This is a genomic window from Vibrio sp. A1-1 (genome assembly GCF_021728175.1).
Lineage (GTDB): Bacteria > Pseudomonadota > Gammaproteobacteria > Enterobacterales > Vibrionaceae > Vibrio > Vibrio diabolicus.
Genome location: NZ_JAKKCL010000002.1, coordinates 220,505 through 233,718 on the forward strand (window position 1 = coordinate 220,505; position 13,214 = coordinate 233,718).

Sequence of the window (13,214 nt, forward strand, 5' to 3'; positions counted from 1 at the left end):
CCCTGCAGCCTTTCCAAACCTCTCACTTAAGTGAAAGCTTAACCTCTAAAACACACTGTTTTTTGCGCTCGATATCATTGAGCACTCTTATATACATCGGCCTGGGAGATCAAATCTTGACCAGTAATTGATATTTTTATCACGTACTATTTTAGAGATAGGCTCGCATGCTCCGTATTGTGTCTACATTTTTTTATGAGCGCTTCCCGGCGCAACTCTAAGATCTCATCGATGAGTTTTTCTTTAGCGTTGATGCCAAAGTGCTGGGCATAATTTTTGACTTTTTCAATCTCATTAGGCTGTAAGCGATATACCTCTTTCTTTAAACGAGCTTCTGCTTCGCTTCTAATCAAACCTTGGTCTTGTAGTAATTTAATGATGGTTTCATCGATTGGATTTACTGCTCTAGCCATGGTGCTCCATCTATCAATTTAAGTTCTAGCCATGTGGCTGGATGAATGACGCCGCACAACTTATAGAGCGAAGATGACAACTTGATTGCAGTGAGTACGATTCGTTAACCATCGCTATTATTTACAGCCGCTTAAGCAGCCATTAACTCTCTACCCCGACTCCTCACCATTGAATAAAGATCACATTCTGATAACAATTTTCAGTACTGGCTTCGATGTCATCCATATTTAACGTGCAAGTAATATTTATAAACAAGAATGATTGCTCTAGTTCAAATGATGGAAAAATAAGATGAAATTATCGCAGTGGGGTCTTTTATTAAGTGGCTTGGTGGCATTGCCAAGCATTGCAGATACAGATGTTTATCTAACCAATAACTCTGATCAGCCTTTAACTATTCAAGTAAAGCACGAAGGCAGTGATTTACTTCAATACGGAGAAGAGTGGCAACAACATGTGCAGGTACTTGGTCCGTGGGAAACTAAATCTGTATTAAGCTTCAACCGCTGGGAGGGCGTGAAATCAAATCAAACTTACCGTTTTGAAACTGTGGTTTCTAGCCCCGAAGGTGAAAGCATAACACTCAATCAAATAATGGAAGGCCATTGGTACAATTCGACCATTGAATACGGCTTATCCGCAGCCGATGTCGAGTTATCTCTCAAAGATGATCGTAACATTCATCGTGCCAACACTAACGCTTTTGGTGCGAGAGAAACCGAACTGGCATTTAAGTCAGACAGTACCGCTCGATATGATGATCTTTACTACACCATCACGCCAAGCAAGGTAGCGGAGTCTGTCGACAACGAAGAGCAAAACCTTAAGTTGATGACTTATAACATCTGGGCGTTGACGGCTATTGCATCGCACATTGGAGATCGTTACGAACTGATTCCTCAACATGTAAAAGGTTACGATGTTTTGGCGCTGCAAGAGGTGTTTGCCAGCGGCCGTGAAGCATTCTTACGTGAGTTAGCCAAGGAATATCCTTACCAAACAAAGATGTTAGATAAAGAAGGCGTTAATATTCATGATGGTGGCGTAATCATAGTTAGTCGCTACCCTATCGTGAATGAAGCGCAATATGTCTTTCCCGATTGCTCTGGTACAGACTGCTTTGCCGATAAAGGCGTAAATTATGCGGAAATAATTAAAGGTGGTCAGGCTTACCATGTGTTTGCTACCCATACCGCATCTTTCGATACAGACACCGCCCGTGAGTATCGTCAGCGCCAGTTCAAACAAATCCGCGCACTCGCCCAATCTCTTAACATTCCTTCAAGCGAAACTGTGGTATACAGCGGCGACTTTAACGTCAACAAAAGAAAGCTCCCTGGTGACTACCAACAAATGATCGCTAACTTAAGCGCCATAGAGCCTCAGTACTCTGGTTACACGGAGTCAACCTTTGATCCCCGTATCAATAACTTCGCAGGTGAAGCGTTATCAGGTGGCGAAAACGTGGAATACCTTGACTATGTTATGGTGAGTAGTGAGTACGGGGTGAAATCATTCAATGACAACCGTGTAGACGTGCCGCGCACAACCGCAGAGAGTTTATGGAAACACTACAACCTTTCTGACCATTTCCCAGTAAGCGCAACAATCAAGCCATGAAGAAAATCGCTTTGATAATCATGTCCGCCATTATGGCGGGCATGATATTTTTAACTTTCAGTCACGATGTTCAAAAAGAAGAGCTCGCTTCCTCTCCTTCCCCTAAGACAAAAAATCAGAGTGTCTCCAGTACATCACCACAAACAAGCAGCATCGTGTCCTATACGGATACTTCACCACAAACAACTAAGCTCCCTTCCACAGTTCAAATAACGACTGAGCGATTAACTCAACTCAAAGGCAGGAAACTTGTCGCTGAACTTGAGACGTTTTGGCATGAGTGTATGTTGAACCGTAGTTGTGAAGAGCAGATCGCCTTGTTTGAGGCGCATTTATCTTTAGCTCGATTCCAGCTTTTGGCGAACTACCCTCAGCTCAGCAGCCAATGGCAAGAGAGTGTAGGAAATTTGTTATTTGATGAGCAACAATCACTGGCGTCGCGTATTGCACAGCTGAAGAACGAAGCAAGAAGCATCTGGGGAGAATTGGCTGATGTTGTTTTCGCGGATGAGTTCGCGCTGTACGATTTCAACTTAGAAGCCCAAAAGCTGGACACTCAAAGCCCAGATAACTTTTTGCGAGCTTTCGAGCAACTTACCATTGACTGGCAAGAACATGCAGATGCTATCGGGCTAACAAGCAACCAGGAAAAATATGAGCGTGCGGTCACCCTGATTCCTAATAGTATGAGCCTACCAGAGCGCTTGGCGATCATCGCAGAGCTAGAACGAACTTACTTAACGAAAGAAGAAACTAAAAACATTCATGCTCGTCAGCAGCAAATTACAGAACAAAAAAAACAAGTCAAAGATTACCAACAAGCATTACAACAACTTGAGTCCAAGCTAAGAACGCAAAGAGCTTCTAGCCATTCACATTTGTCAGAACCGGAATGGCAAAGCTATTACCAACAAGAAGTCGCGGATTTTCGTCGTGAATTTTTTCTTCTTAACAATGCGCTTTGACTGACTGGGAACTTAAAAAGGCACGTTGCTAGCCAGCCGTCGTGCCTTATGTTCAACTCTCTACTTTTAATTCAGAACAAATTTAAACCAAATACATCTTTCACATCAAATAGCACTTTTTCGGTTTTCTCGCGAGAACGCTCACTACCTTGTTTTAAAATATCAATCAGCTGCGCTTTATCATTCAAATACATAGCGCGCTTTTCTCGAATAGGGCGAAGCATCTCTTGTAAGCATTCTTCTAACACTTTCTTGGTCAAACCATCACCTAACCCACCTCGTCGATAATGGTCTTTTAGCTGTTCGACATAATTTTTATCAGGATGAAAAGCATCGAGGTAGATGAATACAATATTCCCTTCGACTTGGCCAGGGTCCTCAATTTTCAGATGATTGGGATCGGTATACATAGATTTCACTGCCGCGGAAATCTCCTTTTCGGAGGCCCCTAAGTTGATTGCGTTCCCCATGCTTTTAGACATCTTATTTTTACCGTCAGTACTCGGCAAACGAGGTGCATCGCTAAGTAATGGACGGCATTCTCTAAGAACCTCTTTTCCACCCAGATGGTTTATTTTTCTCACGATTTCATTAGTTTGCTCTAACATCGGCAGTTGGTCATCACCCACTGGTACTAGCGTCGCATGAAACCCCGTAATATCGGCAGCTTGAGAAATTGGATATGTTAAAAAGCCAGCAGGAATAGAGCGTTCAAAGCCTTTACTTTGAATCTCATTTTTAACCGTGGGGTTTCGCTCTAATCGTGCGATAGAAACAAGATTACTGTAATACATTGTCAACTCGGCTAACGCTGGAATTTGAGACTGCAACGTGATCGTAGTTTGAGCGGGGTTGATACCAACAGCCAAATAATCTGCAACGACATTGAGAATATTAGAGGATACCTTTGATGGATTATGCGCGTTATCCGTCAACCCTTGCATGTCCGCGACCAAGATCGTTTGCTCGTGCTCCGTTTGCAATTTGACTCGTTGTTGCAATGAACCAATATAGTGCCCGAGGTGTAATGGACCTGTTGCTCGATCTCCGGTAAGTATAATTTCACGCTGAGATGTATTTTTATGGGTATTCATATTTGTCTCCAAGTAATTAATAGATCGCTACTGGAGATAAAAAGATCAAACACTCTTAGCTACCATCCAGCAGCTTAAGAATGTAAGCATTCCGCGCCGCTCTATTTAGAGCGCCACCAAGAGAAGGTTGTTAATGAAGGGCGAACGTGTATTTTCATGTTTTTTAAACTAACAGCACATACCGCAGAACTCAATCTGTTTTGTACTGAATTAGTGTGAGTGTTCCAACAGCCAATTAAGAGGATTACATTGGTAAAGACATCGCAATGACCAAAGCCGCACCAAATACCGAACCAGAGACAAACGCACACAGTACAGTTTTGTTGTGTTTCCTTTTCATTGATGAACTCCTATCCATAACTACGATGACCAGCCCTCACATCTAATACGCATGTGGATGCATCACGACAACGAGTTAACCAACATATCGCACGTAGGACCAGTACCGCTTTGTTAAATTGGGACCTCGTCCATAACTTGGAGTGTAAATGACTCCGGAACCTACAACAGAAGAAAATTTCATCACGTTACTGTCCTACCCTCCGGGTTTGTGGCTTAATAGGCAACAGGAACACTTTTTTCTTTTGCTGCGGATACTTACATGGAAGCTGTTTTACATCAGTTGCAATTCTCTTTGTCGATAACCGGACCTATCTGTTTGATGTTGGTACTTGGCGTTCTTTTTAAGCGCTTTGGTCTAATCAACGATAATTTTATCGAAGTAGGCTCTAAACTGGTGTTTCAAGTTACCTTGCCTGCGATGTTATTTGTCAGCATTGTGGCTTCAGAACACGACTTTTCCGCGGCAAGTGGATTCGTCAATTTCGGCGTCATCGCTAGTATTTCGTTTTTCATTTTCACCTACCTTTCCGTCAAACTTCTGTTCAAAGCATCGCCTGACCAAGGCGTTCTCATCCAAGGTGGGTTCCGAGCAAATACAGGTATTATTGGTATCGCTTACGTTGCCAATGCGTATGGTTCTCAAGGTGTGGCGTTAGCGGCTCTCTATGTCGCGGTCACCACATTTATTTATAACGTCCAAGCGGTAATTTGCTTATCGCCCAAGGGGGCAACGTCTGCCTCGCAAGCAGCAAAGATGATGGGGCGAACACTGACTAGGAATCCGCTCATAATCTCCATTGTTCTAGGAATGGCTTTTTATTTACTCGCTATTCCAGTACCGAATGTGGTTATTGACGCAGGAGACTACTTATCCAAAATGACATTGCCTTTGGCGCTGTTGTGTACAGGTGGCTCACTTGACTTTAGCTTGATGAGAAAAGAGAAAGGTCCATCTTGGTTTGCGAGCAGTTACAAGCTCATCGTAGCGCCAGTCATCATCACCATGGGAGCTTACTTAGTAGGATTTCGAGGAATTGAGCTAGGTATTCTTTTCTTTATGAACGCCTCTCCAGTCGCTGCTGCCAGCTATGTCATGGCGCGTTCCATGGGAGGCAATGCCACGTTAGCTGCAAATATCATCGCACTCACTACGGTGCTTTCTTCCGTGACCTGTACGTTGGGCATCCTATTTCTTAAGTTCTACAACTTAATATAATTGGTCCGCGATAAAATAAAGACGCTAAACGGCATTGATGTAAGTTACTGGTCGTGATTCGCAAAAGTGAGCTTTCTTACCAGACGAAAAAATTCACTCGCTTCAGATTCCGACAAACAAGAAAAAAACTCTTTCTGTAAATTCGTCATGATTTGATGAACTTGCTTTAAAGCATTTGCCCCCTCTTTTGTCATGCTTAGCATTTTAAGGCGCTGATTCGATTTACTTTTAGAAACTTGAACAAACCCTCTCTTTTCCAGATTGTCCACCATCCGCTTTGCTACACTTCGCTCAGTTCGAACCGCATCAGCCAACGCTTGCTGGCTCATAGGCTGAAATTCTTCTAAAGCGGCCAGTGCACTTGCCATTTCTAATGTCATCAAATTTTGCCGAGAGAGCTCGGCTTGGGCACGATTGCGGTACATGCGCTGCATCACACCACAAACAAACATAGGGCTTTGATCCAAAACGGAAATTGGGGAAATTTTCTGATCTTTCATCGTCGTTTTTCTTCTTTAGGCTTTCATTCGGCCGAAAAGGCTGTGCTGATACAGCACACAACACGCCGTCTTTCAGGCTCGCGTCATAGACGGTAACCACCAAGTGAAAACATAAAATAAAGAGCGCCGAAGCGCCCTTTAATCGTGTTTATTATCACTAGTATAACTCAGTTAAAACAACCAAGTCCTACTCGCTTTGCTGAGTGGGTTTAGTGCTGGTCTCAGACAGCTCTTCCTCCGACTCTTTTCTCGCACGTCGATCAAACAATCGCTCAACCACTACAAAGAAGATTGGGACGAAGAATATACCCAATATCGTGGCACTGATCATGCCACCAAGTACGCCGGTACCTACTGCGTTTTGACCTGCCGATCCCACACCTGAACTGATGGCAAGTGGTACCACACCCAAACCAAAAGCAAGCGATGTCATGATAATTGGGCGCAGACGAACGCGAACAGCATGTAAGGTTGCTTCGATAAGCCCAGCGCCTTTCTCATAGTAGTCCTTTGCAAACTCAACAATCAGAATCGCGTTTTTGGTTGCCAAGCCGACCGTCGTTAATAAGCTCACCTGGAAGAACACATCGTTATCCATACTGCGCGTCATTACCGCAAGCACAGCACCAAGCACACCAAGAGGAACAACTAACACCACGGCGAAAGGTACTGACCAACTTTCATACAAAGCGGCAAGAACTAAGAATACGACGAGGATAGATAGCGCATATAGCATTGGCGCTTGGTTTCCGGAAAGGCGCTCTTCATACGAAATACCATTCCAGTTCACCGTGAAACCTTCTGGTAGCTTTTCTACCATTGCTTCAATTTCTTCCATGGCTTCACCAGTACTTACACCAGGAGCTGCGCCGCCTTGAATGTTCATTGCTGGCAAACCATCAAAGCGCTGCAAAAGAGGAGAACCATAGGTCCACTCGCCACTCGCAAAAGCAGAGAAAGGCACCATCTCTCCTTTAGCGTTGCGTACGTACCATGAATCGAAGTCTTTTGGCTGCATGCGGTATTCCGCATCACTTTGCACCATCACTTTCTTCACACGACCGCGGTCAATATAATCGTTAATGTAAGCCCCGCCCCATGCAGCTGACAGGATTTGGTTTACGTCATTGATACTGACATCCAAAGCACGAAGTTTGACGTGGTCAATGTTCACTTTGTACATTGGCGCATCTGCCTGACCGTTTGGACGAACACCAACAAGTTTCGGGTTTTGTGCTGCCATGCCCAGAAGTTGCCCTTGAGCCGCAACTAATGCATCGTGCCCTTTATTCAACGAGTCTTGGAGATAGAAATCGAAACCTGTCGAGTTACCTAGCTCTTGAATCGCTGGAGGGGCGAACGCAAACACCAAAGCTTCTTTAATAGTAGAGAAGTACCCCATCGCTCGACCAGTAATGGAAGCTGCATCGGCGCCTGGCGCTTCACGCTCTGACCAATCTTTCAGACCGATAAATGCCATCCCCATGTTTTGGCCTTGGCCTGCAAAACTAAAGCCCGCAACGGAGAAGACGGATTTCACGTTGTCTTTCTCATCCACAAGGTAAAAGTCGCGCATTTTCTCAAGTGTTTTTTCCGTCTGCTCTTGCGTTGAGTTAGGCGGCAAAATAGCCATTGAGAATACTGTGCCTTGGTCTTCATCCGGCAAGAATGACGTCGGAAGGTTCATAAATAGCCAGCCCGCACCTGCACTCATTGCCAAGAATACAACCAACATACGACCTGTACGCTTTAGGAGTTTAGCAACGCCGGTTTCATAGCCAGCTGTCATCGCATCAAACTTGCGGTTAAACCAGCCAAAGAAGCCTTTCTTTTCTAGAAGCTCAGCATCGCCTTTTTTCAGTAATGTTGCACATAATGCTGGAGTCAGAATTATCGCTACCAAAACTGAAAGTGTCATCGCCGCCACAATGGTTATCGAGAACTGACGGTAAATAACCCCTGTAGAACCAGACATAAACGCCATAGGGACGAATACCGCAGAAAGCGTCAGACCCACACCAATCAGAGCACCCGTGATCTGCCCCATCGATTTTTTGGTTGCTTCTTTGGGCTCTAACCCATCCTCATGCATCACACGCTCGACGTTTTCCACCACAACGATGGCATCGTCCACCAGCAAACCGATAGCCAGAACCATCGCGAACATGGTTAACGTGTTTACGCTAAATCCAGTCGCGTACAAAATAGCGAAGGTGCCGAGCAGTACGACAGGCACTGCGATCGTTGGAATGATCGTCGCACGGAAGTTCTGCAAGAACAGGTACATGATTAAGAACACAAGAAGAATGGCTTCTAATAGCGTTTTAACCACTTCTTGAATCGAGGCTTTGACGAATGGCGTCGTTTCAAATGGGTAAGCAATCTGCAACCCTTCTGGGAACGTTGCACTCAGTTGTTCTAAACGCTCTTTCACCGCATTGGCAGTCTCAAGCGCGTTTGCACCAGTACCTAATGAAATACCTAAACCCGATGCTGGGAAGCCATTATATTGGCCTCGAATATCGTAACTTTCTGCACCACGTTCAACACGAGCCACATCTTTCAAATAAACATTCGAACCACTGGCGTCAGACTTAAGAATGATGTCTTGGAACTCTTCCACACTGCTCAAACGACTTGCAGATGAAATCGTTGCATTCAACAGCTGACCTTCCTGCGCAGGTGCTGCACCAAGTTGACCTGAAGAAACTTGCGCGTTCTGTTCACTGATAGCATTTGCTACATCGATTGCGGTCAAGTTGAACTGCGTAAGCTTAAATGGATCCAGCCAAACTCGCATCGCATACTGCGCACCAAACGCCTGTACTTGTCCTACGCCAGTTACACGACTTATCGGGTCTTGAATATTCGTTACAACAAAGTCGCCGATATCGTTTTCTGTAAAGTCAGGATCTTCAGAATAAACTGCCACCACCATGAGAAACGCCGTGTTGGATTTATTCACGACGATACCTTGGTTTTGTACTTCCATCGGCAATGACGTCAAGGCCAATTGCAGTTTGTTCTGCACCTGTACTTGCGCGATATCAGGATCAGCTTCGCTATCAAACGTCAGGGTAATTGTCGCATTACCGAATGCATCACTGCTCGATGATAGGTAGCGAAGATAATCTAATCCCGTCATATTTTGCTCGATAACCTGCGTTACCGAGTCTTCAACGGTTTTCGCTGATGCACCTGGATAACGAGCACTGATGGTGATCGTTGTCGGTGAAATCGTTGGGTATTGCGAGACGGGTAAATTGAATAATGACATTACCCCCGCCAACATCGTTAGAATTGCGAGAACCCAAGCAAATACCGGACGATCGATAAAAAATCGTGCCATGATTACTCCTGTTCACCGTTTTGGATAGTTACAGGGCTGCCTGGACCTACCTTTTGTAACCCAGCAGTAATGACTTTATCGCCCGCGTTTAAACCATCAATAATACGCCATTGATTATTGATCGCTTCGGCTGTCTTCACTGGTCTCGCTTCCACTTTGTTCTCACCATTCACCATCATCACTGTCGCTTTGCCTGTCGCATCGCGAGAAACGGTATTTTGTGGTATCAGAATCGCGTCAGGGTCAACACCAGTAATAACCGTCGCACGAACAAACATTCCTGGTAGCAACAAACCGTCAGGGTTTGGGAATTCAGCACGAAGCGTCACGCTACCCGTGCTTTCGTTCACATTGACCTCGGTAAATTTCATCGTGCCTTTATGTTCGTACGTGCTGCCATCTTCAAGCACCAATGTAACTTGCGCAGAATCATCCTCTTGCATATGACCTTGGGAAAGAGCCGCTTTTAAACGCAGCAGTTGCGCGGATGATTGCACAATATCAACGTTGATAGGATCAAGCTGCTGAATGGTCGCTAATTTGGCTGCTTGGTTAGCCGTAACCAACGCACCCGCCGTCACACTCGATTTACCGATCACACCGCTAATCGGAGCTTTCACTTGCGTGTAATCTAAATTGATTTTTGCCGTATTGATCTTAGCTTTTGCGACTAGGACCTGTGCTTGCGCTTCCTTGTATGCTGCTTCTGCTTCATCCAAATCTTGTTGGCTGATGGACTTTTTGGTGATCAAGGTTCTGTAACGCTTCACTGTGGCATGGGTCGATTCTGCCGCTGCTTGAGCTCGGATTAATTCCGCTTCAGCGCTCAGCAAATCCGCTTGAAATGATGAATCATCAATTTGATATAGGGACTGTCCTTGTTCAACAAGGCCGCCTTCAACAAAATTTCGCTCTGAAATAATGCCTGTAACTTGCGGACGAACTTCCGCTTCTTTGAATGCACGGCTACGACCTGGCAACTCAACAGTTAACGCTTGGCGAGTTGGCTCCACCGTTAACACTTCAACTTCGGTTGCGGGCGCAGGACCACTACCTTGACTCGATCCTTCTTCGCTAGGTTGACATCCAACCACAAAAAGGCTCGACGCAATCAGCAGAGATAGCGTGGTTTTACGTCTCATGAATTTTTCTCTCTTTTACCTACAAGCCTTCAAGATTCCTTGCTAAAAACTTCTAGAATGACTTAATGATGACTAACGGATGTATATCCAGAACAAATTAATTAGGATGATAATTACCCAGTGTTGTACATACAACAAAATTTACAGTTCTATACGCTTACTAAAAACGTTTATGGTAAAGGTGTAATGAAGTTCTCAAATTTGAAGATTTTGGGTTGGAAATCACACTTTCCTGTGAGCAATTGCAATGGTTAAAAAGCAGCAAAAGTGATGATAAAAGCATCATCACGCTGTACAGAGTTTGTCACAGCTGTCTAGGATTATTTGCACCTCTGGTATACAAAGTTAAGTAAAAGAGGAATGTAAATATAGTCGAGCCTTCACAAGTCAGGTTCGACCCTTATCTAAAAAATAACCCGCTAAGAAGCGGGTTATTTCGTCAGTGAGACTGCAGTTCTCAAGCTTATACTTTGAACTGACTAACCTGATGATCTAAGCGCTGGGTTTGCTCTGATAACATGGCTAAAGATGCTTGCGCTTGGTTTACGATTTCCACAATAGATGTACTGCTATCTGCAATGCCTTGTACGTTGCTATTTACTTCGTCACTTACCGTACTTTGCTGGCTTGCAGCCGTTGCAATGTGTGTGTTCATCTCGTTCATACGTGAAATCGCGTTTAAGATTTCAGAAAGGGATTGACTCGCTCTCCCTGCCGATTGAATTGTTTCATCACTGCTATTTTGGCTACCACGCATCACTTCTACGGCTTGTCCCGCACCAGATTGTAGCTTTTCAATCATGGTTTGGATTTCACCCGTGCTCTGTTGTGTGCGACTGGCTAACGAGCGGACCTCATCTGCGACAACAGCAAAGCCTCGCCCTTGTTCTCCTGCACGAGCCGCTTCAATCGCTGCATTAAGCGCCAATAAGTTCGTTTGCTCTGCGATACCACGAATGACATCCAATACAGAAGCAATGTTACTCACATCATGATCCAATGTGTTAATGACGTGGCTTGCACTTTCGATTTCACTTGCGAGGCTACGAATTGAGCTAACGGTTTGATCCAAAATAACATTGGTATTGGTAAGTTCATCATTCGCTGTTTGGCTCGCAACCGCTGCTTCGTTAGCGCTATCGCTGACATTTCTGCTGGTGACTTGCATTTCATGCACTGCCGCTGCTACCGCCTCGCTGTCTTTTTGCTGTGAAACGGTCGAGTTCGCGATGGTCGTGGTCAACGAGCTAAGATTTTCCATCTCATTACGCAAGGTATTCGAACTTTCAATTACTTGAGAAACTGTCGCTTGGATTTTAGACACAAACTGATTAAACGCGTTCGCTAAATTGCCAATTTCGTCTTGTGTTTTCACATCGATTCGCTGGCTTAAATCACCTTCACCAGAAGCAATTTCTGTCATCGCATTTTTGATATCGTTGATAGGCTTCACGACGGTTTGCAACAACAAAAACGCCATCGCAATAGCGGCCAGAATAACAATCACAATGCCCGCTTCAAGAATTACCTGAGCTCTTGTTGCGGCTGCTGAGATTTCATCTTTCAATAGGCTTTGTTTTTCTTCTATCGCATCTTTCACAACATTAAGTTGCGCTCTTACCTCGATAAACTGATTTTCAAAGGTGTGTTTGTGTTCGTTGTAGTAACCAAGCCATTGTGATTGAGGTAAACGCAACATCGCTTCATAACTCGCCAACCATTTTTCACCTAGGGAGACAAGCTTTCTCACTTCATTACCGTGTGAAGAAGACATCACGCCAGCTTGCGATAGCTCAATCATTTTCTCCATACGTGGCAGCGCTTTGTATGCGTTGTCTTTGTATTCACCGATGTGGTGGTCAATATCGGTTTGAGTATCAGAAAGAGCAACACCTTGGATTGCAGATGTAGCTTGGTAAAGATCGCGGTAAGCATCCTCAATCGTTAATAAGTTCGGCACTATCTGTTCGTTAAGTGTTTCACTCAACTCAGATTGTTTCCAACTTGTCATAACGTTTAATACAGAGCTCACAATAAACAATCCAATAATCAGTGACAGCGGAATCACTATCTTCTGCTTGATCGTTAAGTTCTGGAACATGAATAGACTCTCTTTAATTATGGTATACAAACTGCCAGAAATTATATCAAACAAATAGAGTATCCCATTAGGTAAAAGACTCTATTAAACATGATATCTGATGACTTTTTGACAAGCGTTCTAATTTCAACAATTAATTGATTTTGTGGAAAATTTAATAAGGAACGCTCATCACAACATGCGAATAAAAACGCACTACCTGTACGGAAAATGTGTAACAAAAGATGAATAAAAAGGAGGCTTTTTTTGAAGGGCTTGCCGACTCAATGAGTAATTGAGAACCAATACGATATACAGCTCTGGGATTGAACTTGTCGCGTAATACGAAAAAGCCCCAGCATTTCTGCTAGGGCTCAAATGTGGCGGTGAGTGAGAGATTCGAACTCTCGATACGTTGCCGTATACACACTTTCCAGGCGTGCTCCTTCAGCCACTCGGACAACTCACCGAATCAATTTTTGTTAGCATCAT

General features: G+C 44.3%; 9 protein-coding genes and 1 tRNA gene. 3 read left to right on the forward strand and 7 right to left on the reverse strand.

Annotated elements, in window-relative coordinates; all coding sequences use genetic code 11:
* Positions 1-146: 146 nt before the first annotated feature.
* Complete coding sequence (locus tag L3V30_RS05065; protein ID WP_012841963.1) at positions 147-413, reverse strand: hypothetical protein; 267 nt, start codon at positions 411-413, stop codon at positions 147-149.
* 292 nt (positions 414-705) lie between these two features.
* Between L3V30_RS05065 and L3V30_RS05070 the strand changes: the two genes are divergently transcribed.
* Together L3V30_RS05070 and L3V30_RS05075 are read left to right on the forward strand one after the other, a co-directional pair.
* Positions 706-2,034 carry a sphingomyelin phosphodiesterase gene (locus L3V30_RS05070; RefSeq protein ID WP_237308467.1) on the forward strand — a complete coding sequence of 443 codons (1,329 nt, stop codon included), beginning with the start codon at positions 706-708 and terminating at the stop codon, positions 2,032-2,034.
* Positions 2,031-2,999, forward strand: coding sequence for an ATP-dependent dsDNA exonuclease (locus L3V30_RS05075; protein ID WP_237308468.1), 969 nt, complete (start codon positions 2,031-2,033; stop codon positions 2,997-2,999). The genes L3V30_RS05070 and L3V30_RS05075 overlap by 4 nt, the downstream gene beginning before the upstream one ends.
* A 71-nt stretch (positions 3,000-3,070) precedes the next feature.
* Here the strand turns inward: L3V30_RS05075 and trpS are convergent, their stop codons facing one another.
* Complete coding sequence (gene trpS / locus L3V30_RS05080) at positions 3,071-4,093, reverse strand: tryptophan--tRNA ligase (protein WP_005378260.1); 1,023 nt, start codon at positions 4,091-4,093, stop codon at positions 3,071-3,073.
* 601 nt (positions 4,094-4,694) lie between these two features.
* Here trpS and L3V30_RS05085 point away from each other — a divergent pair.
* Complete coding sequence (locus tag L3V30_RS05085) at positions 4,695-5,651, forward strand: AEC family transporter (RefSeq protein WP_237308469.1); 957 nt, start codon at positions 4,695-4,697, stop codon at positions 5,649-5,651.
* A 44-nt stretch (positions 5,652-5,695) separates the two neighbouring features.
* Here the strand turns inward: L3V30_RS05085 and L3V30_RS05090 are convergent, their stop codons facing one another.
* From L3V30_RS05090 to L3V30_RS05110, 5 genes are all read right to left on the reverse strand, one after another.
* Positions 5,696-6,151: a MarR family transcriptional regulator gene (locus L3V30_RS05090; protein ID WP_017635039.1), complete on the reverse strand. Its 456-nt coding sequence runs from the start codon at positions 6,149-6,151 to the stop codon at positions 5,696-5,698.
* A 187-nt stretch (positions 6,152-6,338) separates the two neighbouring features.
* Positions 6,339-9,500 carry an efflux RND transporter permease subunit gene (locus tag L3V30_RS05095; RefSeq protein WP_206949121.1) on the reverse strand — a complete coding sequence of 1,054 codons (3,162 nt, stop codon included), beginning with the start codon at positions 9,498-9,500 and terminating at the stop codon, positions 6,339-6,341.
* A gap of 2 nt (positions 9,501-9,502) precedes the next feature.
* Entirely contained in the window at positions 9,503-10,642 is a 1,140-nt protein-coding gene (locus L3V30_RS05100) for an efflux RND transporter periplasmic adaptor subunit (protein WP_237308470.1), read from the reverse strand.
* A 463-nt stretch (positions 10,643-11,105) separates the two neighbouring features.
* Positions 11,106-12,743 carry a methyl-accepting chemotaxis protein gene (locus L3V30_RS05105; RefSeq protein ID WP_054867757.1) on the reverse strand — a complete coding sequence of 546 codons (1,638 nt, stop codon included), beginning with the start codon at positions 12,741-12,743 and terminating at the stop codon, positions 11,106-11,108.
* A gap of 360 nt (positions 12,744-13,103) precedes the next feature.
* Positions 13,104-13,191, reverse strand: a tRNA-Ser gene (locus tag L3V30_RS05110).
* Positions 13,192-13,214 lie beyond the last annotated feature (23 nt).

Excerpts from the sequence above, each read along its gene's own strand:
- L3V30_RS05065 (WP_012841963.1), bottom strand. The coding sequence starts at position 413 with ATGGCTAGAGCAGTAAATCCAATCGATGAAACCATCATTAAATTACTA.
- L3V30_RS05070 (WP_237308467.1), top strand. The coding sequence starts at position 706 with ATGAAATTATCGCAGTGGGGTCTTTTATTAAGTGGCTTGGTGGCATTG.
- L3V30_RS05075 (WP_237308468.1), top strand. The coding sequence starts at position 2,031 with ATGAAGAAAATCGCTTTGATAATCATGTCCGCCATTATGGCGGGCATG.
- trpS (WP_005378260.1), bottom strand. The coding sequence starts at position 4,093 with ATGAATACCCATAAAAATACATCTCAGCGTGAAATTATACTTACCGGA.
- L3V30_RS05085 (WP_237308469.1), top strand. The coding sequence starts at position 4,695 with ATGGAAGCTGTTTTACATCAGTTGCAATTCTCTTTGTCGATAACCGGA.
- L3V30_RS05090 (WP_017635039.1), bottom strand. The coding sequence starts at position 6,151 with ATGAAAGATCAGAAAATTTCCCCAATTTCCGTTTTGGATCAAAGCCCT.
- L3V30_RS05095 (WP_206949121.1), bottom strand. The coding sequence starts at position 9,500 with ATGGCACGATTTTTTATCGATCGTCCGGTATTTGCTTGGGTTCTCGCA.
- L3V30_RS05100 (WP_237308470.1), bottom strand. The coding sequence starts at position 10,642 with ATGAGACGTAAAACCACGCTATCTCTGCTGATTGCGTCGAGCCTTTTT.
- L3V30_RS05105 (WP_054867757.1), bottom strand. The coding sequence starts at position 12,743 with ATGTTCCAGAACTTAACGATCAAGCAGAAGATAGTGATTCCGCTGTCA.